This window comes from Paenibacillus antri (assembly GCF_005765165.1).
Lineage (GTDB): Bacteria > Bacillota > Bacilli > Paenibacillales > YIM-B00363 > Paenibacillus_AE > Paenibacillus_AE antri.
In genome coordinates this window covers 36,264-61,162 of the sequence record NZ_VCIW01000017.1, presented here as the reverse complement: position 1 = coordinate 61,162, position 24,899 = coordinate 36,264, and the positions used below count along the sequence as shown (strand labels likewise).

Annotated in this window: 27 protein-coding genes and 1 pseudogene; 22 read left to right on the top strand and 6 right to left on the bottom strand. The window is 43.2% G+C overall.

Features of this window, described 5'->3' with window-relative positions; translation table 11 throughout:
• Window positions 1–22: 22 nt before the first annotated feature.
• Both FE782_RS22115 and ku read left to right on the top strand, forming a co-directional pair.
• Window positions 23–1,990, top strand: coding sequence for a TniQ family protein (locus FE782_RS22115; RefSeq protein WP_138196518.1), 1,968 nt, complete (start codon window positions 23–25; stop codon window positions 1,988–1,990).
• Window positions 1,991–2,044: 54 nt separating this feature from the next.
• On the top strand, window positions 2,045–2,857 hold the full coding sequence (ku, locus tag FE782_RS22110) for a non-homologous end joining protein Ku (RefSeq protein ID WP_138196517.1): 813 nt from the start codon (window positions 2,045–2,047) through the stop codon (window positions 2,855–2,857).
• Between the two features lie 34 nt (window positions 2,858–2,891).
• Here the strand turns inward: ku and FE782_RS22105 are convergent, their stop codons facing one another.
• The gene (locus FE782_RS22105; protein ID WP_138196516.1) at window positions 2,892–3,233 is read right to left on the bottom strand and encodes a helix-turn-helix domain-containing protein; all 342 of its coding nucleotides are present in this window, start codon (window positions 3,231–3,233) and stop codon (window positions 2,892–2,894) included.
• A 150-nt stretch (window positions 3,234–3,383) separates the two neighbouring features.
• On the opposite strand from FE782_RS22105, the gene FE782_RS22100 reads away from it, so the two are divergent.
• The 10 genes and pseudogenes from FE782_RS22100 (at window position 3,384) to motB (ending at window position 10,933) form a co-directional block, all read left to right on the top strand.
• A complete protein-coding gene (locus FE782_RS22100) occupies window positions 3,384–3,707 on the top strand; it encodes a hypothetical protein (RefSeq protein WP_138196515.1) in 324 nt (107 codons plus the stop codon).
• A 2-nt stretch (window positions 3,708–3,709) separates the two neighbouring features.
• A pseudogene (locus FE782_RS33355) lies at window positions 3,710–4,081 on the top strand (TniQ family protein); the annotation flags it as partial.
• Between the two features lie 162 nt (window positions 4,082–4,243).
• Complete coding sequence (locus tag FE782_RS22095) at window positions 4,244–5,419, top strand: hypothetical protein (RefSeq protein WP_238392610.1); 1,176 nt, start codon at window positions 4,244–4,246, stop codon at window positions 5,417–5,419.
• 151 nt (window positions 5,420–5,570) lie between these two features.
• Window positions 5,571–6,632, top strand: a complete 1,062-nt coding sequence (locus tag FE782_RS22090) for a C40 family peptidase (RefSeq protein ID WP_138196513.1) — start codon at window positions 5,571–5,573, stop codon at window positions 6,630–6,632.
• Window positions 6,633–6,778: 146 nt separating this feature from the next.
• A complete protein-coding gene (locus tag FE782_RS22085) occupies window positions 6,779–7,486 on the top strand; it encodes a response regulator transcription factor (RefSeq protein ID WP_138196512.1) in 708 nt (235 codons plus the stop codon).
• A gap of 1 nt (window position 7,487) precedes the next feature.
• A complete protein-coding gene (locus tag FE782_RS22080; protein WP_138196511.1) occupies window positions 7,488–8,531 on the top strand; it encodes a HAMP domain-containing sensor histidine kinase in 1,044 nt (347 codons plus the stop codon).
• 158 nt (window positions 8,532–8,689) lie between these two features.
• Entirely contained in the window at window positions 8,690–8,968 is a 279-nt protein-coding gene (locus FE782_RS22075) for a hypothetical protein (protein WP_138196510.1), read from the top strand.
• A gap of 4 nt (window positions 8,969–8,972) precedes the next feature.
• Window positions 8,973–9,479, top strand: a complete 507-nt coding sequence (locus FE782_RS22070; RefSeq protein WP_138196509.1) for a DUF2269 domain-containing protein — start codon at window positions 8,973–8,975, stop codon at window positions 9,477–9,479.
• 159 nt (window positions 9,480–9,638) lie between these two features.
• Window positions 9,639–9,878: a hypothetical protein gene (locus tag FE782_RS22065; RefSeq protein WP_138196508.1), complete on the top strand. Its 240-nt coding sequence runs from the start codon at window positions 9,639–9,641 to the stop codon at window positions 9,876–9,878.
• 293 nt (window positions 9,879–10,171) lie between these two features.
• Window positions 10,172–10,933 (top strand): flagellar motor protein MotB, encoded by a 762-nt coding sequence (gene motB, locus FE782_RS22060; protein WP_202914586.1) that lies wholly within the window; start codon window positions 10,172–10,174, stop codon window positions 10,931–10,933.
• Window positions 10,934–11,003: 70 nt separating this feature from the next.
• Here the strand turns inward: motB and FE782_RS22055 are convergent, their stop codons facing one another.
• Window positions 11,004–11,873 carry a cupredoxin domain-containing protein gene (locus FE782_RS22055; protein ID WP_158299502.1) on the bottom strand — a complete coding sequence of 290 codons (870 nt, stop codon included), beginning with the start codon at window positions 11,871–11,873 and terminating at the stop codon, window positions 11,004–11,006.
• A 166-nt stretch (window positions 11,874–12,039) separates the two neighbouring features.
• Here FE782_RS22055 and FE782_RS22050 point away from each other — a divergent pair, with 166 nt between their 5' ends.
• Complete coding sequence (locus FE782_RS22050) at window positions 12,040–12,900, top strand: cell wall-binding repeat-containing protein (RefSeq protein WP_138196506.1); 861 nt, start codon at window positions 12,040–12,042, stop codon at window positions 12,898–12,900.
• Between the two features lie 389 nt (window positions 12,901–13,289).
• On the opposite strand, the gene FE782_RS22045 is transcribed toward FE782_RS22050, so the two are convergent.
• Complete coding sequence (locus FE782_RS22045; protein WP_238392609.1) at window positions 13,290–13,538, bottom strand: SHOCT domain-containing protein; 249 nt, start codon at window positions 13,536–13,538, stop codon at window positions 13,290–13,292.
• Window positions 13,539–13,941: 403 nt separating this feature from the next.
• Window positions 13,942–15,624: a multicopper oxidase family protein gene (locus tag FE782_RS22040; protein WP_138196505.1), complete on the bottom strand. Its 1,683-nt coding sequence runs from the start codon at window positions 15,622–15,624 to the stop codon at window positions 13,942–13,944.
• Window positions 15,625–15,876: 252 nt separating this feature from the next.
• Here FE782_RS22040 and FE782_RS22035 point away from each other — a divergent pair, with 252 nt between their 5' ends.
• Genes FE782_RS22035 through FE782_RS22020 form a run of 4 tightly spaced genes read left to right on the top strand, consistent with a single transcriptional unit; the run spans window position 15,877 to window position 18,428 of the window.
• Window positions 15,877–16,308, top strand: coding sequence for a BlaI/MecI/CopY family transcriptional regulator (locus tag FE782_RS22035; protein WP_138196504.1), 432 nt, complete (start codon window positions 15,877–15,879; stop codon window positions 16,306–16,308).
• Entirely contained in the window at window positions 16,305–17,162 is an 858-nt protein-coding gene (locus FE782_RS22030) for a M56 family metallopeptidase (protein ID WP_138196503.1), read from the top strand. Before FE782_RS22035 ends, FE782_RS22030 begins: the two co-directional genes overlap by 4 nt.
• On the top strand, window positions 17,159–17,677 hold the full coding sequence (locus FE782_RS22025) for a TlpA family protein disulfide reductase (RefSeq protein WP_138196502.1): 519 nt from the start codon (window positions 17,159–17,161) through the stop codon (window positions 17,675–17,677). The genes FE782_RS22030 and FE782_RS22025 overlap by 4 nt, the downstream gene beginning before the upstream one ends.
• A 13-nt stretch (window positions 17,678–17,690) precedes the next feature.
• The gene (locus tag FE782_RS22020; protein WP_138196501.1) at window positions 17,691–18,428 is read left to right on the top strand and encodes a prolipoprotein diacylglyceryl transferase family protein; all 738 of its coding nucleotides are present in this window, start codon (window positions 17,691–17,693) and stop codon (window positions 18,426–18,428) included.
• Here the strand turns inward: FE782_RS22020 and FE782_RS22015 are convergent.
• Together FE782_RS22015 and FE782_RS22010 are read right to left on the bottom strand one after the other, a co-directional pair.
• Window positions 18,392–19,252: a C39 family peptidase gene (locus tag FE782_RS22015; RefSeq protein ID WP_138196500.1), complete on the bottom strand. Its 861-nt coding sequence runs from the start codon at window positions 19,250–19,252 to the stop codon at window positions 18,392–18,394. The two genes, FE782_RS22020 and FE782_RS22015, sit on opposite strands and share 37 nt — an antisense overlap.
• 75 nt (window positions 19,253–19,327) lie before the next feature.
• A complete protein-coding gene (locus FE782_RS22010; protein ID WP_138196499.1) occupies window positions 19,328–19,732 on the bottom strand; it encodes a rhodanese-like domain-containing protein in 405 nt (134 codons plus the stop codon).
• 96 nt (window positions 19,733–19,828) lie between these two features.
• Here FE782_RS22010 and FE782_RS22005 point away from each other — a divergent pair, with 96 nt between their 5' ends.
• From FE782_RS22005 to FE782_RS21985, 5 genes are all read left to right on the top strand, one after another.
• Window positions 19,829–21,025, top strand: coding sequence for a murein hydrolase activator EnvC family protein (locus tag FE782_RS22005; RefSeq protein WP_138196498.1), 1,197 nt, complete (start codon window positions 19,829–19,831; stop codon window positions 21,023–21,025).
• 259 nt (window positions 21,026–21,284) lie between these two features.
• On the top strand, window positions 21,285–22,193 hold the full coding sequence (locus FE782_RS22000) for a WD40/YVTN/BNR-like repeat-containing protein (protein ID WP_138196497.1): 909 nt from the start codon (window positions 21,285–21,287) through the stop codon (window positions 22,191–22,193).
• 118 nt (window positions 22,194–22,311) lie between these two features.
• Window positions 22,312–23,319 carry a C40 family peptidase gene (locus tag FE782_RS21995; RefSeq protein ID WP_138196496.1) on the top strand — a complete coding sequence of 336 codons (1,008 nt, stop codon included), beginning with the start codon at window positions 22,312–22,314 and terminating at the stop codon, window positions 23,317–23,319.
• Window positions 23,300–23,503 carry a hypothetical protein gene (locus FE782_RS21990; RefSeq protein WP_138196495.1) on the top strand — a complete coding sequence of 68 codons (204 nt, stop codon included), beginning with the start codon at window positions 23,300–23,302 and terminating at the stop codon, window positions 23,501–23,503. The genes FE782_RS21995 and FE782_RS21990 overlap by 20 nt, the downstream gene beginning before the upstream one ends.
• Window positions 23,504–24,124: 621 nt before the next feature.
• The gene (locus FE782_RS21985) at window positions 24,125–24,811 is read left to right on the top strand and encodes a Mur ligase family protein (protein WP_138196494.1); all 687 of its coding nucleotides are present in this window, start codon (window positions 24,125–24,127) and stop codon (window positions 24,809–24,811) included.
• The last annotated feature ends 88 nt before the right edge of the window (window positions 24,812–24,899 follow it).

Genomic DNA, 24,899 nt, shown 5'->3' with positions numbered 1-24,899 from the left:
TATTCGGAAGGAAGGTCGGTTGGTGGTGGAAAAAAAGTCTTACCCCAAAAAACCATTGATGATGAAGGATGAGTCTTTATCGTCTTACTTGATACGTGTTGCTTATCATAACCATTGTTTAACAAGAGATATTTTCTCGTCAGTCAGAATAAAGCAAGATGCCCCCCGTATTCGTTGGAAAATTGATTGGGAACCTGACTCATTAATAAATATGCGTTTGCTGTCTGAGTACCTAGATGTCAATGACAGACAAATATACTTGGGGACGTTAACGCCTATGTGTGCAAAGTTTTTGTCAGGGAACGAGATGGACGTTAGCACATTCATTGGTAATTCCGTTGAAAAAATCAATAGGAGATTTTGCCCATATTGTATTTCTAACAAAGTGGCGTATAAATTGATATGGCAAATAAAGAAGATCGAAATCTGCGATGATCATAAGGTTCGATTAATGGATCATTGTCAGTATTGCTTTAATTCCATCCCATATATTAGCGATACCCTCGCACAAGGGAAATGTCCATATTGCAATTCCTTTCTTTTCCAAAACAAATCTGAAATAGTAGGTAGCTGGGACTTAATTGAAGATCAGTTATCGCAATACCTCGCTTGGCGCTACCTATTGGATCCCAACTCAAATGTAACATTTCAAGAAAATAATAATCTTAAGGGAAAAAATGCTCAGGGGAGATTGCTTGCAGCCTTGATACTTTTTGTGTTGCAAGATAAAGCTATAAAATTAAGAAGGAATGAAATCAAATATTCAACTCATTATGTACATGGATTAGTTAATTATGTAAAAAAGGGTAAGGTAGGGGGGATGGCTGTAAGAGTAACACTCCCCTTAATTATCGATGTGACTCTTCGAAAAAAAATAACCTTCGAACAACTTCTCAATCTTGATATACCCAACAATTACGTGAAAAGCATTATAAGAGAAGGAAGAGTCAAGATTCAATGTTTAAACCCTTGGTGCAAGTCCTTTAAAAGCATGGATAGTTTACACAGAGTTTATTTTCGGGCAAAGGTGTGTTTGGGTGAACCGTATTATAACGTCCATATGTGCGAAGATTGTGGAATGATGTTTGGAGAGAATATAAACGGTGATTGGTGCGAAGTTGGGGATATGGTACGTGTTGGAAAGAAAGTGGCACGACTACTAATAGATGGGTGGGATATTAAGGGAATATCGAACGAGTTAAATATTTCGACCACAGAAGTTGTTAAAAAGACCGCTTTCCTAAGTAAAAATAATGTATTTGATGATGAAGTGGTGTTCAAATTATTTCGGCGATTTCAAGAAGACGATGACCCGATTTCAAAGATTCGTGTGTTGCGAACGATGAATCGAAAAGTTTGGAATGCAAAATTGTTATACGGTTGGGATCAATTCGAGTATTACTATTATTGCTACGATCCTAAAATTCAATTTATCATACATGATGAACGTCTAAAAACGAAAAGAAAGCAGTCGGCAAAGCTCCCCCCAAAAAAAGTGAAGCGAAAACAATTAGATTCTTCTGAAATTTTGGATTTATGGAAGAAAACAAAGGAGTACATATTGAAATGCTTGAAAAGTAAAGAAGAGCCGGGAGATCTAAGGTTTTTTAAATTTTTAGGTAGAGGGAGGAAATGGTTACGAAGATATGCTCCTGAGATTTTAGAATGGTTTTTCCAACAGAAATTGGTTTTAGTGGAGCAACTTAAAACTGACATGAAAATGGATAGGCAAAAAGAAATGGTTGCCGCGTTAATAAGACAATACGGGATAGATGGATGCTCCAGTATTAAGGAATTGATTACCAAGAATGGGATGAATGAAAGATACTTTAAACTACATGGCATTACAGAAACATTATTTTTTGTCAGGGATAACCTGAGAAATGGAACCATTTCCTTGGAGTGGTTAGAGAGAACGTTCGCAGTAGTCGGTGCAGGAAACTGGCTAATGCATAAAATTCAAAGTAAAGGCGATCAATTCAACTATTAGTATTTCGGGTGGACAAAATGGGAATACTCCTACTAAAAAGTTAGGAGGTTCCCCATGCACACGATTTGGAAGGGAACGATTAATATCGGTCTGGTTCAGATACCAGTCAAGTTATACTCGACAACAGATGAAAAAGACATCACATTTCAACAATTGCATAAAGAATGTGGAACACCAGTCCAGAGCATTAGAACATGCCCTTCGTGCAAGACAGAAGTGAAATGGGATGATATCGAAAAGGGATTCGAATATGATCTTGGTCGATATGTGTTGTTCGGGAAAGATGAATTGGATGTTATTGCCGGCGAGAAGATCAAAGAAGCCAAGGTTCACGAATTCGTAAACCTAGGGGACATTAATCCAGTCTACTTTCAAAAGTCATATTATGTTGGCCCGGATGTACTTGGAGGGGACGCATATAAGCTTCTCGTACAAGCTCTTAATGGGACGAGGAAAGCAGCTGTGTGCACTATCACGATCCGCTCGAGAGGCAGTGTGGCACTTATCCAGGCGCTTCAAAACGGGTTGGTCCTGACGACAGCATATTACTCCGATGAGGTTCGTCAGATTGAGCATGTACCTAACCTAGAGAACAATAAAGAGGTAAGCGAGGATCAGTTGAAGTTGGCTAACTTGCTCATTAAACAGATGAGCAGATCTTTTGACCTTTCTAAGTTCAAAGACGAATACCGATTAAGACTACAAAATGCGATCCAGCAGAAGGTGGCCGGTCAACAAGTGGTGTTCGTGGAATCGAAATCAAGTACTGAAAAGATTTTGGATCTGGTTCAAGCTCTAAAAGCGAGTATTCAGGAGAACGAGAAGAAGACGGAGAAGCCAAAAAAAAGAAAAAAGACAGCGTCTTAAAAAAACGGATGTGGCTAAGTTGCCACATCCGTTTTTAATCTTCGTCAAGGATCTGAAGAATAACGTTTTTGATTTTACGTACTCGCTGGTGATCGGATTTTAGAAGTAACTGAACGATGTCCTCGATATCTCTTGACTTGTTCTGTGTCGTGTCACTTATTTTCGAGTACGAAAACAAGTCGGAAACACTCACAGCTAATGCTGCAGCAATCTTAGATACGTTCATTACAGTTATATTCTTTTCTGCACGTTCGACTGCACCAATATAGGTGTAATGAAAGCCTGAGAGTTCGGCAAGTTGTTCTTGGGACAACCCTTGTTCTTTCCTTAGATCGCGTATGCGTTTGCCTAATAAAACGAGTACATTTTCTGGCATGAATACACCTCTTAATTAAAAGTGTAGTCAACCAGGGAAGAACAAAACACAGTCGTATAGTTAGCAAAATTATAAAAATACTATCTATTAGTATTATTTTTAATAGAAAATGGGCAAAGTAATAGTAATAGAATTAGGAGGGTGTTTAGGATGAAGGAAAATCCGGACATTTTGAAACCGGCCGAAGCAAACGTCACCGGGGCAGGAATCTCATATAAGGGGAAAATTTACAGTTGTCAAACTGCGTTAAAAGAGCAATGGTTCCTTAAGGCAAGAGTTCAGCCGTGGAAAATTGCCATCTTTATGGATGTCTGGTCGGACGAGTACATTCTCTTGCCGATAAAGGATGGGACTTTAAGTTTGGCATATAAGGTAAACCCTAATGATCAGAATCCCGGTAACCATTTGGAGTATTATCAATTGATTAACCATTTGAAACAAAAACGATTGCAATACCGGAGGAAAGGGAATTGATCATGGAAGTGCTCCCAAAGCGACCGGAGATTCAACGAGGAGAAAGTATGTCAAGCTATATCTATCGTTTATCAGAATTGAACCACTATCCTAATATTTCTACTATAAGCGCGATCATTCGCGCTACAACCACCCAGATTAATAACAGCGAGCTAAGCACTGAATCAATCACCGAGTTAGGAAAGTTGGTAATGAAAAAACCGGAGGAATTCTATAATCATATTTCACTTAAAACTTCGGGTAGAATTCCTCAATACATGAGCAAAACGATCATACAACGAAATAAGGTCAAGTTTTGCCCTGTTTGTATACAGGAAAAGTACTTTCATAAAATTCATTGGACGCTGCTCCCCTTGAACATGTGCAATATTCATGACATCATGTTAATCGATTCCTGTGCAAGTTGTAACAGAGATATTTCGGCGAAAGCTTTTCATTCAGGAGAATGTCCAAATTGCTGTAATTCATTCACTAAGTCGACGTTGGTATTGCCTTACAACAAGATGTATTTGGAGTCTCAAAAGGAATTATTTAAGTTGATATTCGAAGGTGGTTCTACGCTACCATTTAAGTTTTCTATCGATGAATACTTAAAGCTAGCTCACTGCTCCCTATATCTGCTGGAGGGACTGCCAGACTTTTTGGGCTGCAGGCAACTCATATCCAGTTTTTACAATCGCGACGGGAAAAAGCAGTGCAGTAGCGGAATATCAAATGCATTTGCAAATGTATTTTGGATGTACAACAACTTCCCTGAAAATTATAACATGGTTTTATCGAAATTCTTTGAGATTAAATCGGGTCAAGTTATGTATATGCATAAAGCAAATTATGAACGGATGTTTGAAAACGAAAGATTTAGGCCTATTCGAGATACGTACTGTTCATTTGTAATCAAAAAAATAGATGCAGGCGAAATTAGGAGGGACTTTTCCATCTTTAAGACGAGTCCTGAACTTTTGGAAAAGAGAAATTTCGTTAGGAAGGAGGAGGCAAGAACAATTACCGGAGTGAGCAATGATAAACTATTAAAGATTGCTAGATCCGGAAGTCTAAAAATACTTGTTAAAGAGGGCGGAAAGGGTAAGTATCTAATTAATCGCAATTCGTTGAACAAAGCAATAACTTCCGAGCATGCACTCCTCACAAAGAGAGAGGTTGGACTTTTACTAGGTATTCATGTTACCTCCGTGGAAGCGCTCATTACCTCAGGAATGCTCACGCCTATATGCAGCAATACGAGGCAGTATGCCGTCTTTGATGTGCTTGAGGTGGATAATATATTGAAGGAATTTCGTGGAAAAGTGAGCAATCAAAACGTTGTAGGGACACCATTTCGCCAACTCATTTACGGTTACAATAAATTTTCGCTATCAATTATAAAGATCCTCGAATTTACAAGGAGAGGGTTGTTGAATCCTTTCTGCATGAGCGGATTTGGAACATTAGCGGACAACTTGTACTTAGAAAGTGAAGTGATTGAGTGCATTAGTTTGCTTAGAAATGATCGTCAAGAAAAGAGAGGTTATTATTTTGCCGAGGTCTGTACATTGTTAAGGATTGGTGAAAAGGGGCTTCATGCGGTCTTGAAAAAGCACCAGATAAATGCTGATTTAACTATTTATTTTGCTGATGGGAGAAAAAAGAGATACTTTAAATGTAACACTGTTGATAAAATTCGATATTGCATTGAAAAAAAGAAGGCTAATTAATGAGAAGGGTAGAGCTCTAGAAAAACAACACAACCATTTGGTAAATGTTGGTTATTCAGTGCATTGCAGTACGTTGAGAAGTAGCGTAGCTATCCGAAGGCCACGAAATATGGCAGCGGATAGCTTTTTTTCATTAGCAGAGATTATTTGAATGGATTGGACAAGGGAAGAAGAAAATAAGGAAAACAAATGGGGGGCAACAAAAATGGGATCCAGTCAAATACGGATTGTTAAATTGCTGACCGCTGGTGCGATCTTACTGACTAGCTGTAATGAGAACGGGGCGCAAGAACCTTCGACAAACGCCAATGACATGAAAAATCGGTCCAACGTTCAAACACAGAATGTCAATAACGCAGGAGCTACCATTTCGACAACCACACAACAAAACGAGGAGTATGTTGAACTTCAGGAATTGATATCTGTTCTGGGTTATCAAATGGCCAACAAAAATGGGAAGTACTCCATCGGGGATACGGGTGTAGAGTACGAAATACAAATGGATCAGGTACAAGCCCTGAAACAAGGGGAACCCTTTTCGTTAAGCGATGCTCCGAAGATGATCGAGGGAAAGCCGTACCTCCCCATTACTGCAGTCAGCGACCTTTTTGGTGAAGATATGTCCTATAAGTTTATGGATGGACAGATACAAATTGCACCTGTAGGGGAAGAGGGCTTCGAAGAAAACGCAGATGTTCCCTTGTACGGTGATGTTTACGAATTTGCGGATGATCCCACAGACCCGCTGAGAAATGTCGATTTCATGGACGATGCTGGCGTCACAGACGGAAATATACAAGCTCAGGCGTTAAAGAATATTAGCGTCAACAATATGCTTCGTACAGCGAGGAGATACCTTGGGGTGAGATACGTTTTCGGAAGTGAATATCCGGACGATCGTACTTTTGATTGTTCGTCATACACCCAGTATGTGTTTGCCCAACATGGGATTAAACTCCCCCGCACAGCTCGTGCCCAAGGGAAGGTGGGGAAAACCGTTAGCAGGAGATCGCTTCGTAAAGGAGATTTATTGTTCTTCCATATCCCAGGCCGATTTAAGTCTAAAAACATTCCTGGTCATGTTGGGATATACATAGGGAACGGAAGGATGATCCATGCGTTGAATGAGCCGAAGGACGGAGTTCAATACAGAAGTATTAACATCCCATTTTGGAGAAAGAACTTCCTTTGGGCCAAACGAGTTGCATACTAAATCAAGCGGTTGTTGAGGGGACGTAATGGTCCCCTCCTTTTTCTTACCCGATGAAAAATGATCTACAGAGTTGAAATATGTTTCATCAATTCGGACACCTTTGTTAATATCAAAGCATAAATGAAAAATTATAAGTTGGTGAAACAATGGATAAGACGGTTTTGGTTGCCGATGACGACCGAGATATCGTGAAGCTAATCACTGAAAGTTTAAAGTTCGAACAATTTCATGCGATACCTGCTTATTCAGGAGAAGAAGTTTTACGTATCATGAAAGAAAAAAAGATTGATTTTGTTGTTCTTGATATTATGATGCCGGAAATGAACGGTTTGGAAGTTTGCAGGAATATCAGAAGCGAGTACAACATCCCTATTCTGTTGCTAAGCGCTCGAGACAGGGACATAGACAAGATTATCGGACTGGAAATAGGCGCTGACGATTATATGACCAAGCCCTTTAGCATTCATGAACTCACCTCGCGGATCAAAGCTCATTTTAGAAAGGTGGACCGCTTGTATAAGGAATGGAATGCTCTCAAGCAGGAAAAGGATACGAATACTCAAGCTCCAAGTTCACCGCTTGTCTTAAATGAAAAGACGTTTGAAGTTTACGTAGATAATCAAAAATTGGAATTGTCGGCGAAAGAATTTCTGATTTTATCTTTTCTGAAGAATCATCCGAATCACGTATTAACCCGAGACCAAATATACGAGAACGTTTGGGGGGACGAATACGGAGAATTAAACACTGTCACGGTGCATATCAAGAATATCCGAAAAAAGCTAGGCGTGAAGTACGATTTTATTAAAACAGTCTGGGGTGTCGGATACAAATATACTGAAGGGAACGAATAACATGAAGCTGAAAATCAAGCTTCCTTTACTTTTTGTAATTATGTTTATACTGATGCTTGCACTGATCGCCGTTTTCTTCGTTTTCTATGTAGGACATATGCTGCATGGAAATATGTTTGGTCCGCTTCATTTCAAGATGCTTTTATTTTTAAGTGTACTATTGGGCTTGATGTTCGTTGCATTAATCATATATTTTCATTTTAACATTACGAAACCGATTCAGATCCTTAATTTGAGGCTGATAAAAGTAAAGATCGGGAATTCTCGGACCTCCTTGCAATCAAGAAGGAAGGACGAAATTGGTCAATTGTACAATCATTTCAATGAGATGGAAGAAAGGCTTTATCAGGCACATAGGGAACAGGTTGATATGATTGCAGCCATCGCTCACGATTTGAAGACTCCATTGACGTCTATTACAGGCTTTGTGGAGCTGCTATCCATGCAGAAGAACCTAACCGATAAGGAAATACAGGAATATTATGAACTTATCATCAAAAAAACAAAGCATATGGTAGAGATGATCAATGCTTTTAGTGCGTTTACTAAGGACGAGCTTATGCTTGAAAAGATTGATTTGAAGCCGTTGGAAACACGTAGATTTTTTGAAAATATTGCTGATGAATATGAAACTGAATTATCAGGATTCGATTATAAGCTTACTTGGAAGCATTCCTTCGCTCCGAATCAGTTCATTTTGATAAATGAACATATGATACGTCGCGTGTTTGGGAATCTTTTCAGCAATGCTGTGAGATATGGCAGGAAGAAGGAGCTTAACGTTTATTTCACCGGCTATGTTTCGGGCAATCATTCCTATTTTCAGGTAGAGGACGACGGCACGGGAGTGCCGGATCAGGAACTATCTTCTTTGTTTCATAAATTATTTACGGTGGATAAGTCCAGACAAATTAATCATGGCGGTTCAGGACTTGGTCTCGCAAGCTGTAAATCGATTATTGAACATCATGGCGGCGAAATTAGCGCATTTCGTTCAGACTACGGGGGATTGGGAATCCGGTTCACCCTTCCACTTTCGGTATAGGTTTTGTTCAGAAAAACTTTCAGTTGTTACTGAAGGTTTTTTGTTTTTTCAGATTCAAATTTTTTAGATTTGCTTTATAGCTTTTCATTTTCAATTTATAAATATTTTATTTTCTCCGTTTAGAATAGGCTTGACGTTTCAAAGAGGAGGATAACCCAATGAGTAAAACACCATACTCCAACAGTGATACCGGCAGTGAAGGCGACATACGACCGACCGAGGATCGACCTCCAAGGACACCGCTTTGGGTGAAAGTGTTTGGAATCATCGTAATCACCTTAATCTTGCTGGTCGTGGTCATCAAATTCACGGGCATCGGTGGTGAACATGGTCCTGGTCGCCACGAACAAGGGTTCGGTCCCGCTAAGCAGAACGAGCAGGAGATGTCTGGGGGGGACGGACCTGAACAGCATACCCCTCCCGAGGGAGGTCACTAAGACTATGAAGCCCGGTCTGCGTAAGCTCGCACTCACCGCGCATATTACCTTCTCGGTCGGCTGGATCGGCGGGGTCGTGGCATACCTAGCGCTTGTTGTTACAACTCAGACCAGCCAAGATGCACAAACGGTGCGCGCCGCCTTTATCGCGATGGAGCCTATCGCCAGGTTCGCCCTCGTGCCGTTGTCTGCTGCCTCGCTGGTAACTGGTCTAATCATGTCTCTTGGTACCCCATGGGGCTTATTCCGACACTATTGGGTCATAACGAAACTCATGCTGACAGTTGTTGCCTTCAAAGTTTTGCTATCGCAATTAGAACCAATAAGCTACCTGGCAAGCGCAGCGGCTGATCCCACCACTGATCTCGGCAGGCTGGGGGGCTGGGGTCAATTCCTTCACCCTGGGGGTGGCCTGTTGTTGTTGCTTGTGATTATGACACTGTCGACGTACAAGCCGCGGGGAATGACCCGGTACGGGTGGCGTAAACAGCAGGAGCAGCGTAAGGGTTAAAGCCAAGGCAGCAGAATGAATTAAATTAACTACATAATATATTTGGTTGGCAACCGCATTAAGAGTAAATGCGGTTGCATTTTGTTATTGGAGGAGTTCAAGCCCACATACTTTCTACATGCTTTATTTGTAAGATGAAACTCAAGGAGGCGTTAGCTAATGAAAAAAATATTAGTTGTGCTTGGAATTACAGTTGCGGTTTCAGCTGTTGGTACTGGAGCGTTTGCAGCTGCGGCTGCGGGCGGGGACAATTCGTTTCAGGAGATGTTCCCCCTCATAAAACAGATGCACCCGAAATTAACTGAAGGTCAGCTGCAGGACATGTACAACGCATGTCATGGGAGCGAAGCGAACGGTTCGAACATGATGAATGGTAGCTCCAGAGGCATGATGTACTAAGGCAATGTTACACCACCTGGTACAATGATTCAGTAAGATGTTATAAGAAAAGTGCTGTATCTACAATGGGATACGTTGCACTTTTCTTTTGTTGATTCCAGAACTAATGGTATGGTCATGACACTACATGATGTAGTATCATTTATAAAAAAGTTAGAGATTTGGTTGCGAACTGCATGTTTGGAGTCTCATTCACCGAGATTTTGTCGCGTTTTTATATGGAATTAAGGTTAGTAGGCTCAGTGCGCAGAGCGCCAACAGAGTGGGCAGTTGAATTGAAAGGGGATGGAGTCGTGCGCAAAGAGCGGCACAAGCATGATCATGAAGAGCATATGGACGAATCTTGGCTTATCCCGTATGCCGATTTGCTGACACTCCTGTTGGCGATGTTCATCGTACTGTTCGCATCGAGTCAGATCGACCAGAAGAAATTTGATGAAATCAGAAAGTCGTTTCAAGCCGCGCTTAGCGGCGGGCCGAGCTTCTTCCAGAACATGTCCCCCGTTCCCCCCAACACAGAGGTCGGCGTGGAACGAGAGGGTGCCGCAGAGGAGAAGGAACAATCTACTGATGAACAGATGCGCCAAAAAGAAAGCGTGCAGCTACTGGAGTTGAAGCGCCAAATCGATCAATATATTGAGGAGAACGGTATGACGACTCGGATTGAGACCCAGCTTGACCAATATCAGCTTAGGATCACAATTAGTGATAACACGCTGTTCGCTTCCGGCAGCGCGCAATTGAATCCAGAATCGCGCCAGTTGGCCGGCACAATCTCAATACTCTTAGAACAACACCCGGATTATGAGGTCATTGTCGCAGGTCATACCGATAACGTACCCATCAAGACGTCGAACTTCCCTTCCAACTTCCATCTTAGTTCCGATCGAGCGCTTGCGTTTATGTCAGTGCTTTTAGAAAATCCTGATGTCGGTAAGGAGCGCTTCTCAATTATCGGATACGGGGAGAACAAGCCTGTAGCCACTAACGACACGCCGGAAGGCCGTGCGCAGAACCGTCGCGTTGAGGTATCCATCATACGCAACGTTCAATAAAACAAGTGCCACTAGAGTTCTACTCTTACCACTTGATTGATGTAGTCGAAGGGATACGTTAACCGTACATCTAACGGGGGTTGACATGGACAACCGCAACCATGCCTGCTTCCTGATGCCCTGGCAAAGTGCAAATCGCCTGATATGTACCAGGTTTGTTCAAGGTTACGATTTGACTTGCGATTTTATCGGGTCCCGCATGAATATGGACGTTAGTCCCAACAATTTCAAAATCGTGCTCAACTTCACCAGTATTTTGCAAAATAAGTTGAAAAGGTTCTCCTGCAATTACGCTCAGATTTTGCAAAGAAAATGTAAACTCCTTTGCCACGATAACTATTTTTTGATTGAGGTCGGGGGTCTGGAGGTGCTGTGCTATTGGATCTTGATGAGCATGTTCACCCACCCCCATAGTACTTTGTGGTACTGATGATAAATTGCTGACCGTAAGTAATACAACAATAACAGCGAACATCGGAGCGGGCTTGGAGAACAGCCAAGAATGTGTCTTTAGATAATCAGGTTTTATTTCCCCCTGAAGCATAAGCAATACTAAAAAGATAACGCCACAACACAACAATGCCACGATCTTTAATGTCGGAATGCTATAGGAACTTGGAATCATTGAGATGAGCATCGTCCCCATCATTCCACCCATAATTCCTGAAAGTAAACCGTCAAGAACAGCCATTATGCTTATGGGTAACCCCGCAAAGGCACCAATAAGTCCGCCAATCAGCATTCCTAGAACAGTAGATTGAAATAATTGTCCGGGCATCCAACTTGCCACTAGCACGCCGAACCCTAGTCCTACCATCATGCCAAGTGCCATCGCAGCCATCATTCCCGCCATACAAGAGAGTCGTTTTCGGAAAAAAACAATAAATCCGATAGTCCATATACAAAGAACCCCTAACGTTAAAGCGTACCATACACTCATATAGTCCATCCCCCTATTTGGTTATTCTCATGCATATGCTTGGCCGATGTAATTATGATTGGGGTGAGGATAAGTACTGACAGCTCACTACGCATATGTTGAAATAATTATGTATGACGGTTCACTCTGCCTTTTCTCTTGAATAGATTAGAGCGGAGGGATGCATATGTATACGATTGATACAACACGAGTTTACGCGGATGATCCGTTTTCATTGGCGGTACATACGTCGCAAATCGGCTTTCCGGATCGGAACGTGCCTTGGAAGCCGAAGGCCGTTATTTTATGCCCGGCTCACGATTTTCGGTTTGCGTTCGCCGCCACAGGGCTAATTCATCATCCTATGGGAGCTCCAATACTATTTGTTGAGCGATTCATGCCGGCCGTTACTCGACAGGAACTGGTGCGGCTAGTACCTTCAGGAGAACAATCCCCGGCTCAGGTATTGCTGGTTGGGCCTATACCCGAGCAAGTCGAGCGAGACGTCCAACGATTAGGAATGACGACAGCACGTATAGGCAATCAAGATCCTGCATATACGGCTTATGCAGTAGCTGATGTGCGAGAAGAAATCACACGAATGGCAAACATGCCGCTTGATAAGAGCTACATGATCGTATCGGAAGAAACGTTCAGCGAGGCATTGCCTGCTCCGGGTTATGCCGCGCATTCCGGTACCCCGATTCTGTTTACCACACGCCAAGGATTGCCCGCAGCGACAGTGGAATGGATTAAACGTCATCTGGATTGGAACGGGTATTTGATTGGATCCCGTCACACGATAGGGGAGAGAGTTGAGACGGAGATCAGCGAACTATCGCAAGGTAAGTTGAACAGGATTAAAGGACGGATCCGTTCGAACTCAGTGTACATTTCGCAGCTTATCACGACCCTGCGACTCGGTTTGGATGGAATCGCAATCAGAAAGGAAGGGGAGATGCGTTTACGTTTGTTCCTTTCCACAACTGGCATCACGCGATTGCAGGAACTATTTTTTCGCACATTGGAAAGCACACTCCAGCGTTAGTCATTGAACCATCGAGAGTTCCCCAAGCGATACAGCAATATTTGCATGCTTTAAACCCGATCCGTCCTGAACCTCCGATGCCGCCGTTTATGCACGGATTTGTTATCGGAAATTACAATGATATCTCGTTCGGAGTCCAGGTTGAGCTTGAAAAAAGATTGATTTTGATGGCTGGGGACATGGAACATATGAATATGATGTGAACACGGCGCCGTTTGATCTTTATGGTCATATTTACTACAATTTGTAGTGTGTATGACGTAGAGCGCGTAACCGTGTGGATGATTTGTTTCAGGCAGACCAGATGGCAGCGTTGCTTAAGGACTTGGGAGGATGGGCTTCGTTGTCAGACTCTTTTAAATGAGGCCTCATCTATGGCAGGCACTCCCTTATTTCTCATCATTGATTACTTTTCTCATTCGCAAATATTCGTCATCATTAATTTCTCCTCTGACATACCGTTCCTTCAGCATCATCAAGGGGCGATCCACGACCCGGCTCTTCATCATCAGCAAACGTACAACGACGTATACCGTTGCTCCAAGCACAAGTACAAGGATGAGCGTCCCGATGCACATTATGGCACACATCATAACCATCATCGTCATCGATCCATCCAACATCTTGTCATCCATCATCGTGAATTCCTCCCATACTTAGAATTCATTAACTTGGGCATCTTTATTCGTTCGCGTGGTCCTCACTAAACACTTGATGGAATGATAAGAGAAGGGGAATCTGGTGCCTTGGATTGGCAGTGGCGAATTGTCCAAGAAGGAGATGAGATGATCAAGATAGCCAAATCGATGAAATGACTTTTAAACTCCCTCGAAAGCTAGTTCAATAATTGGTGTTTATTCGGCCGGCCAAGAAGACGGCAAAAAAACAATCCAGACAGAAAAGGCTGCCTTTAAAGAGAGCGATCATAATTACCGGACATCAGCAGCATTACTGCAATCCGGACCCTCTAGATAAAAAGCTGTTCAAGGACAATGCAAAAAGAACTACAACCATTGGTAGTAATGGCTGTAGTCCTTTGAATTATTCTGGCTGATTTCCTGCGTTTGGATCAACAGAGAAGTCAGGTGTAAACCCTTCGTAATTAACCTGGGTAACCATACCTTCCGAAGCATGGCCAAGGTCGTGACAGTGGAACATCCAGTTGCCGGTATTATCCGCCTTAAACGCAATTACGTACTCCTCGCCGGGAAGAATGTTAATGGTATCCTTTATAAGCGGAGATCCTTCAACCGGCTGACCATTTCGACTTAAGACTTGGAAGAAATGACCGTGCAAATGCATCGGATGAATGTCTTCCGGAGAATTGTTCACCAGTCTAACTTTCACTAGGTCCCCTTCGTTGACCATAATCGGATCGGTTTCCGGGAACGCCTCGCCATTAATCGTGTAAGACGCATGGCCGTCAACGCTTTCCGTATTCAAGTCCATCGTATACTCAAGATCATAAGCGTCGGTAAGAGAGAACTGTGCTCCAGCCGCTTCCCCGTATTGGGTCAAATCAAGAACGGTTCGTTGCTCTGTATCGCGTGTAAATTCTCCTTCTGCGCCTTCGTATACGAGTGGAATCGCCAAACCGCCCGCCCCCGGGTTTTTGCTGCGTTCTTCAAGCACCCATTTCCCCGGATTATCGGCGATAAACTCTATGTCATAACGTTCGCCGGGGGCGATATTTAACAAACGCCCATCTACAGGCGGCGGGTTGTTTATCGCTTGTCCGTCGGTAGACACAACTCTGAAATCGTGACCTTGGAGATAAAGCGGATGTGATAAGAAACCAGCGTTTACAAGTCGAATACGCACGGTTTCGCCTTCCTTCACCGCAAGCGGAGAGATAGAGGAGCCAGATTTACCGTTCGCCGTAAAGATCGGATACATCAGAGGCATCATCTCAGCGTCGCTCATACCGCTCGGATCACCCATATCGCTCATTTCACTCATACCGGCATGCCCTTCATTTCCGCCAGCCTCAGTGTCTGTCTCCATGTTCATAGCGTCCATATCCATCGAACCGTGGTCCATTTCTCCGTCTTCCATCCACTCGTCCAAAACAAGAGTGTAATCGCGATCCGCCTTAGGCTCGTTCGGATCTTCTACGACGAAGGAGCCGTAAAGTCCTTTATCCACTTGTACGACGCCGTTCTGATGGGAATGATACCAATAAGTACCCGGTACGGTCGCTTTAAATTTATACGTGAATACCTCTCCCGGTTGAACGGCGTTCATTGTTACGCCGGGGATACCGTCCATATTGTTTGGTACAGGCAAGCCATGCCAGTGGATCGTAACGGGTTCCTTCAACTCATTTTTCAGATTCACTTCAATGTCTTCGCCAAGCTGAACGCGCAATTGGGGACCGGGCACCGTACCATTAAATGTCCACGCTGTACGCATGTTCGTTTCGTTTACCATCAAATGACTTTCCTGAGCGGTTAGCGTGAATGAGTTGCCGGTTAACACTTCAAATGGCACATCTACCGACCCTTGGGCCCCTTCGCTCATACCGGGCATGTTACTGTGATCCATATTCTCCATCCCACTTGATCCCGCATCGTTCGTGTTTTCCTGCTCCATTCCAGGCATGTTGCTATGATCCATGCCTTCCATACTGTCGGTGTTGCAACCCGCAACGATGAGCAAGGAGGCAGTTAGCGTACCTAGAACAAGCAATGGTTTTGCATACTTTTTTGAAATGTTTCGCCGCATCGTATGTGTGATCCTCCTATCCACATTTGTTTCTTTGTTGCTTTCTTTGTATGATAATTGTCAAATGTGCAGAAAGTGTGAAGACCGAAAAATTCAATTGTGAACGTCTTGTTAATGAGGGAGGCGACAATCTTCAATTTGTCTCTTCAATTAACTAACAATTGACCTGCATAGCGAAAAAGTACTACAATTCGTAGTACTAAGTTATAATGGAGTAGTTGTTTCACTTTACTATGGTGGAGGGAAAGCAAATTGAATATTAAAAAGGTCAATATTCGAGAAGAGGGCCTCAATGTTTTTTTTGGACCTTTGGAAGCCAAAATCATGGAACTACTTTGGAAGAAAGGCGAGTATTCAGCGAAGGAAATGCAGTTCGTTCTCAGCGAGGAAAATCCGATATCGTTCAATGCCGTAATGACGGTAATGAACCGGTTAGTGGAGAAAGGATATTTAAAGAAGGAAAAGAAGGGAACAGGACGTGACCGGGTATCCGTATTTTCCCCGGTACAGGAAAAGGAACAATTTATCTCGGACCAAACGAAAACGATAACGCATGGTCTTGTGAGCGAGTTTGGGGAGTACGTTGTGACGCATATGTTGGATGCTTTGGAGCAAGCGGATCCGGAATTGATCGCTAAATTAGAGGAAAAACTCGCAGATTTCAAAAGAAGGCCGTCAACATGAATCAGGTTATGAGCTATCGGGTAACATTCATGATTGCGGTCTTTTTTGGCCTGTTTCTCTTATCTCAGATGACTATGTTCGTTGTCCACCAGATCTGGGATGTGAACGTTGCATGGAATGTCCTTCAGTATTGCGTCGACGCTTTTAATAATCTGGCTGGCGAGTCCAAAATACTAGCGATGTTAGCCAATATATTCATTGTCTATACGTTCGTAAAAATCGGACTGCGATTGTTTAAACAAAGTAAGCATCACAAACAGTGGGTATCCCATCTGCATAAAGCCGAAGATATTATGGCAACGAATAAAGTGAGGCAGATGTTCGGAATGAACCGACTCGTTGTTGTGCGTGATGAAAACATGTACGCCATCGTTTTTGGTTTGTTCGCGCCTCGCATTGCTGTTTCTTCGGCCATTATTTCAAGCTTATCCGATGATGAATTGAAAGCAGTTCTGTCCCACGAACGATATCACTGTCATAGGCTTCATCCTTTAAAAATGTTTATTCTTACGGTACTGGCCGAATGCTTTTCCTATTTACCTGTGTTTCGACAAGTCCTGCATTACTATAAATGTTGGACGGAAATTGAAGCCGACCGTTATGCGGTTCGCGCTACAGGAGATATGCAATCGCTAGGAAACGCTTTGCTTAAGCTCGTTCGTTCGCATAAAAACCAAGGGAGACAGTTCGCTTACGCACAATTCGCAGATTACGCCGTAAATTATCGAATCAAACACTTGTTAGTGCCCGACGAACCGGTTCGGATCCGGGCGTTTAGCAAATTTGCTTTCGCTGTCTCAAGCATCGGAGTACTTGCGTTGACGAGCGGAATGATCGGCGGCTGTTTATTATGAGGAAAAATATTATCATCTTAACGTTTGTGCTCATTTTGGCCGGCGTGGCCATGTTCCAAAGCGGGAAGGCTTCCAATCAAGAACAATTGCCCAAAATCGGGTTCCAAGCTCCGGGCTTCCAGTTGTCAGATTTGAACGGTGAGAGCTACTTCTTCGACAACATAAGAGGTAATAAACCTGTGGTTGTTAACTTTTGGGCATCTTGGTGCAACCCCTGCCGGATTGAAGCACCGGAACTAGTCAAGCTTTATAAGGAATACGGGGAAGAGATAGAAATATTGGCTGTCAACTTAACGGAAGGGGATTCTGCCGAGGCAGCTGCTGAGTTCGCAGAAGAATACGGATTTACTTTTCCGGTATTGTTGGACAAGGAGGGGACAGTAAGCGATTTATTCCAAACAAGAGCCGTTCCGACGACGTACTTCATCAATAAAGATGGAACCATTCAGGATATAGTCATCGGTTTGGCAAGCCCCTCCGATCTCCAATCGAAGTTTCGTCAACTTTTGCCTTAGGGGGAGACGTTTTTTGCCGGAAGTAATCACACTGGGGCCTTTTATGATACAAGGCATATTATTGAAGTGGGCCATCGCGGGGGTAGTCGGTTTTCAGGCGCTCAAGGTTTTCGCAAAAAGAAAAGGATTGTGGGATCAACGGATTTCTGATCTTATATTTCAGGCATTATTCATCGTTATTATCGCATGGAAAGTAAGTCCTATTGTTACAAACTTCCCTGAAATTATGAGGAGCCCTGTTTCTTTTCTCATTATACCTGGCACAAGAGAAGGGCTTTGGCTAGGATTTTTCATTTCCGCGATGTATGTAATGAGGGGATTAAGAAAGCAAAACATGAATGGATGGTTGTTTGCCGATCTTGTCGTTTTAGGGTTGATTGCCTCAATTACGGTATTTAATGTATTGGGGTGGAGATACGGAGTCCAGACAAGCCTGCCCTGGGGGATTACGATCACCGATCGCGCATATCGCTACCATCCAATTAATGTATATATGATCATCGCATCATTCACCGTCTTAATCTGGACTTTGAAAAGACCATTATCGAAAATTGGACAAGGAATCGTTGCAGCGGATGCGATGTTGCTCCTAGGCGTCGGAATGTTTATCGTCTCCTTTTTCCAACCTGAGCTTTTTCAATTCTTTGGATTGTCATTGACTCAATGGGTGGCATTGAGTTTTGCCATTTTAGGTGTAGCTCTATCTGGTGTCCGTCAACGAGTACGATCTGCAACAGGGGCAGATGAATAAGAGATGGCTTGTTTACCGAGCGCCTCCCAACTCGGTAAAAAAGTGCGTTTTTCAAGTTTGAGTTGTTTCTTGCCTGATAACGGATCGTTCACATATACGTAATCATTATCGTAACCGACTAATAGGACGGCATGTTCTTGGAAGGTTGCGCGAACCTCTCCTTGGGGAGAATCCCATGTTAACCATTGATCCTCTCGAGGCTTTTCGAACGATACGGTCGTCCAAACAACAACAGGGCGACCATCCGAAATAGAACGTTCGATTTCGTCGAACGACCTCCCTGTTAAATTAAGGGCACTGGGTATATATTTCTCCAACAATTCTAACAAGGGCCTGTTGTAGATGCCATATCCTTTCGTTTTCCCTGTTATATCCCCCACAAACCCTGTGTTTGGGTTACCCCAATACAGGATTATTCGATCGGCGGATTCCTTTCTTTCCGTGGGATCCTTCTTCATCTCTTCAGCGAGTTCCATCTTGTTCTTATCAATTCCGTAGTACTGTAGGAGCATCGTTAACGACACGACCTCGCAGCCGTTTCGAAATTCCGGGAGCTGTTCTATGATCGGAGCATCGAGTAGGGCAGTGTCTTTTTTGATCGGAGTTTCAGGTGAAGGGACTTCCTGCCGGTCGAATTGAATCGGATTTTTGGAAGCAGGAATGATATCATCTTCTGTATTAAATGCCGCCTCCAACGGTTCATCGGATGGCTTCTCAACCGCTCCCGTTTCTGTCGGGGGGCGTAAAGGGACATTGTAGGCGATGTAGCCTCCTACAACTGCTCCGAGCAAAAATACGGGCAATATAAGGTGTTTGCGGGACATACCATCAATCACCTCGAACAAATTATAATGGATACTCCGTATTTCGGTATGTATTATTCGCCAATTTATGTAAAACTAATTCCCTAATGAGGCAATCCCGCCTTCGAGTACATAAACTTCTTTAGAGCCTCGTTCCAGAAGCATCTTCCCAGATTCCAAACTGATTTCTTCGGTAAGGGATAATAGAATGACTTTTTCCTCTTTCACAAGCTCATTTACATGAGCATCAAATTGGTCAATTGGTATATTGACTGCACCCGAAACTCTTCCTTGTCGAAAGGAATCCGGACTTCTTAAATCAACGATGACGATTCCTTGGTCTTCATCCACCATCTCATTAAGCTGTTCTATTGTAATCATGCGGACATATGGCACCTCTTCATTTCGCGCATAGCTGTAGTAAATGATGGCGCTGATGATTCCGATAAACAGCGTTATTAACACTGCACCGAGATACCAGCGATTTTGATAATCTATCATTTCATTTCACTCCATTAACGTGTATACTACATTAAGTAGTGTAACATAGCGGTATGATCGTCACAACGATTGAGCTAGTTTTGGAGGAAGTGAAGCATGAAACAAAAATTGTTGACTTGCGTCGTTATCAGTTTGCTTTTATCGGGAGGACCTACCGTACTGGCAGATACGCAGTTAGATAAAATTGATCAACAGTTAAACCAAGTGAAGAAACAGCTCAAAGAGGCTGAACGTCTTGGCAACAAAGCTAGATCTGAGATGGAACAAATTCAGAAACAAAAATCAGAATACGCGGATCAAATTCAACAAATCCAAAGCGACATTGATACTTCTAGCCGAAAATTACTGCAATTATCGAATCGAGTAAAGGAAGTTGAGGAGAATCTTAAATACACGACGGGGCTTCTAGAACAAGCTGAAGAACGAGTTTCAACACGAGAAGCATTGTTAAATAATCGAATAAGGCTGTTATACATGAACGGTGTTGTCAGTTATCTCGATGTTTTATTAAGTTCAACCAGTTTTATGGATTTTCTCGATCGTGTATCGGCAATCCAATCGATTGTGAAACAGGACAAGCAACTGCTAGCTTTAAATATAATAGATAGGCAGGAAGTGGAGAATAAAAAGAAGGATGTAGAAGCTCAATTAAGTTACGTCAATGACTTGGTCGTGCAAACATCAGAAATTAGGAAGCAGCTTGAGGGCAAGCAAAAAAATAAACAAGTCGCCATTGCATCGTTGGAGACCAAAGAAGAGCAATTGGAGGAAATCCGAGAAGAACATGAAAAGGAAATCCTCCAACTGGCAGACCAACAAGGGAAGCTAGTAAAACAACAAGCGGAATTGAAAAACCAACAGAAAAAACCGAAGAAAAAGATTGTGAAGTACTCCGGAGGACAGATGACTTGGCCCGTGCCGTCCAGTGACCGAATCACCTCGATGTGGGGACCGAGAATTCACCCCATCACAGGGAAGAAAAAAAATCATAACGGGCTTGACATCGCTGCACCGAACGGTGATTCAATTGTTGCGGCCGCATCCGGAACCGTTGTTCTTGCTCAATGGTATGGCGATTTTGGAAACTGCGTCATCATTGAGCATGAAAATGGGATTCGCACCCTTTACGCTCACATTCGGACAGGCGGTATAAAAGTAAAAGTCGGAGATGAGGTCTCCGCGGGAGATAAGATCGCCGAAGTCGGCTCCACCGGCGCCTCGACAGGCAATCATCTGCACTTTGGGGTATACGTAAATAATCAGAACGTTGATCCCTTATCGTACTTAAAATAGTAATTGTGATGTAACGAAAGTTACAAGGAACTGTTTACAGCTTTTGCTTTTATGGTCAGTTCGGAAATTACATCTGCCAGTACATCAATGGTGCGATAAGAGCGAACACGATTAGGATCATATGTGCGAAATGTTGCAGTTGTCTAATCATAATTTCCCCTTCTTATGCAGATGCTAATTTTGTTCGGTTTGAAGTTCTATGGCATATTTACTACAATTTGTAGTATATTATGACTGTCTTTTATGAAGGGATGCGTTTATGACACAGAAAAAATCGTTTAAGATCGGCACGGGAACCATTGTATTGACCGTATTTTCGATAATCGTAACCGGTGGCGTATGGGGGATCGTCGATCGTTGGGATGAAGCGAATTCGGATGAGTTCGATCCGGCGTCCACGCATCCTCATACGTTTACGTATTCTCCTGATGAGAATAGTGTATGGATGGGGACGCACACAGGGATATACGAGTTATCAGACGGTAAATGGAGAAGGGCAGTGGAGGATTTAAGAGACAATGATATTATGGGTTTAGAAATTAACTCGTCTGATCCGAATAAAATTGTTGCCTCTGGACATGGGTTTATCGCGGGAACATCGGATGGAGGGGGGGCGTGGACCGCTTTCGAAAACGGAGTACCGAACCAACCGAAACCGAATGTGCCGGATGCTCATTTGCTGACCACCGATCCGAACAACCCGGAACACCTTTTCGTATTCATCAATCAGGAAGGCGACAACGTGTACGAATCGTTAGATGGAGGCAGAACGTGGTCAGTGGCTGGAGAGGTGTCCGCGGGAGCGTATACCATTGCGGTTCCGGCCAACCGCCCGGTCAATGAAAACTCTCTGTTGGTGGGTACGGAGGAGGGATTATTTCTTTATAGGTTAGGTACGGAACTAAATTCCACTGAAACGTTGAATTCAGAACCAACCTATGGGCTTTTGACCAGAGTTAACGGCGAGATCATTTCATTAACTGAAAGCGGCATGTATCGATCAGTCGATGGGAAGGATTGGTCGCCAATGGATCTTGAGCTAAAAGATGAGATGCCGCTTGGAATAAAAGCATCGAAACAAAATCCAAATCAATTATTGATCGTTACCAATCAGTTTACCGCATACGAAAGTACGGATAACGGTCAGACATGGAATCCATTAAATTAATCTCCTTCAGAGAGCCAAGGCAACTTCGGTTCTCTTCTTATTTGGTTATATTTACTGGCATACAAGCTACTATCATTCATTTATAATAGCCTTATCTCACAAAGATATGGAGGCTATTATGAACAAAAACAAAATACTACATATCGTAGTGACGTCAACGGTTTTATTCGGCGGATCGTTAGCCATTACTCCTTACGCGTCCGCTGCGGTTGCCGAGGTCGAACGTACAGTGAACTTTAGAGAAGAACCATCGGTGGATGGAGATCAAATCCGTTATCTTAGAACTGGTGAAAAGGTATCGATCCTTGAAAGGGTTAATAGCTACTGGTTGAAAGTGAAGGATTCCAGAGGTACTGTCGGGTATGTTTCTTCCTCCAGTAAATACGTAGATATTCAAGATGGCTCAGGAACGACTGCTTCCAGTGGATCCGCAGCGATTGCCGTGGTTGAACGGACTGTAAACTTTAGAGAAGAACCATCGGTGGATGGAGATCAAATCCGGTATCTTAGAACTGGTGAAAAGGTGTCGATCCTTGAAAAAGTTAATAGCTACTGGCTGAAAGTGAAAGATTCGAAAGGGAAGGTGGGATATGTTTCATCTTCCAGTAAATACATAGATATAAAAGGTAATGTGGAGACATCGGAGACGAAACCGACAGAGACGAAACCAAATGGAACAAAACCAAGTGCATCCGTACAAAAAGTGATTAACGCCGGAATGAAATATCTTGGAACACCTTATGAATTCGGTTCAAGCCGAAGCAACACGCGTACCTTCGATTGCTCAGATTTCGTAAGACAAGCCTATAAAGACGGAGCCGGAATTACACTTACGTCCAACTCCCGCACGCAAGCGGATTATGTTCGCTCGATTGGGAAGACGACGACCGACTGGAGAGATTTGAAGCCGGGGGATATCATGTTCTTTATGTCGTATGAGGGCTCAGATGAAACCGACTACGAAGGAATTAATAAAAGCGGCCAGCGGATTACCCATAATGCAATCTACTTAGGGGATGGCAAAATCCTGCAGACATATTCTAAAGATTCAGGCGGAGTTCGTATCGATACGATCGGCGATGATCATTGGGAGTATCGGTTTATTTTTGGCGGAAGCGTTTTATAAAAAATACGAAGACGCTGAACAGTTTTTCTGGGACAGCGTCTTGGTGTTTCAACACCATTCAATGTTGCATACCTGGCATATCGGACATATTTCCGTCTTCGGTCATGTCTCCATGATCTTCTCCGGATTGAGACACGATTTCAAGCCATTCGTCAATGTTGGCCTGAACGTCGTCATGGATTAGTGATTCGTCCCCGGTGATCCAGGCATGGTTATATGGTCCCTCGGGGGAGAATTCCTGTATTTTACTTGAATTGATACGATGTAATTTTTGACAATGTCCGGAACCCCGCCAGGATCTACCCAAAGCATCGGGGCGTGTTTACCCAAGTGGGAAAAGGGGGCGGCCACAATCGCCAAGGCAACGGAACCGAACGGTACAAAAGACAGGTTATGTTCAATCACTTGTACCCCTGCCGGACCGTTATTCGGAAAGTGAATAAGCTCCGAGCTGGCAAGAGCCGTGTGCCATTCGTCCATTAGACATACTACGAAATGTAGTATATAATTTGTGACAGTTGATGACCAATGATTGATCTCATTTCATATGTAAGGGGCTGAATATATTGCCGCAGCAAATGAAACGATTATTGATTTTATTTTTCACGTTTTCCTTAGTTTTGATATTAGTAGCTTGCAGTGGAGAAACTGAAAATAATACTGAAAATATGGATAACATGGATAACATGGACCATAGCAATATGTTATAAAGCTGAACAGAACCCAAGCCGGCCGCTTACAGCGGCTGGTGTTTTATATGTTAAGGACACAATGTGTAATTTGACATCATTGAAGGGGTTTCAAGATGAAGCTATCCAAGCTTTTGGGACAATTAACCATTCCAGTGCCAGTCGTGGAAGATCAAGAGATCGACAACATTACGTTTCATTCCGCGGAAGTGAGACAAGGTGATTTATTTTTCGCGATCAGCGGCTTTGCTTCTGACGGTCATCGTTATATTCAAGACGCATTGGCTGCCGGTGCTGTTGCGATTATAGGTGAGAAAGAAATGAACTCATTGCCGGTTCCATATTTTCGCGTGCGTAACGCGAGACTTGCATTGGCAAAGCTGGCATCCGAATTTTATGGAAATCCTTCGTCTAATCATACGGTGATTGGAATAACAGGGACAAACGGAAAAACCACAACGGCTCACATGATAAGACATATAATCGAATATGCCGGACATTCTTGTTCGTTATTTGGAACCGTTGAACGTTATGTAAATGGGAAGTCGCTTCCATCAAAAATGACGACTTATGATGCGGTTCAATTACAGCGATGGATGGCTGAAAGTAATGATGAGTATGTAGTCATGGAAGCGTCCTCTCACGGGTTAGCACAACACCGGGTGGATGGAGTTTCATTCGATTACGCCTTGTTCACAAACCTTAGCCATGAACATCTCGATTTTCATCGAACGCTTGAGAAATACTTTGAATCCAAAGGAAGATTGTTCTCCTTGCTGAAGAGTGGGGGGAAGCGATTGTAAATACGAACTCCGTCTGGGGAACGAAACTAAGAGATGATTTGATACAGCGAAACATACCGGTATCCACTGTGGGACTCCGCACCGAGGA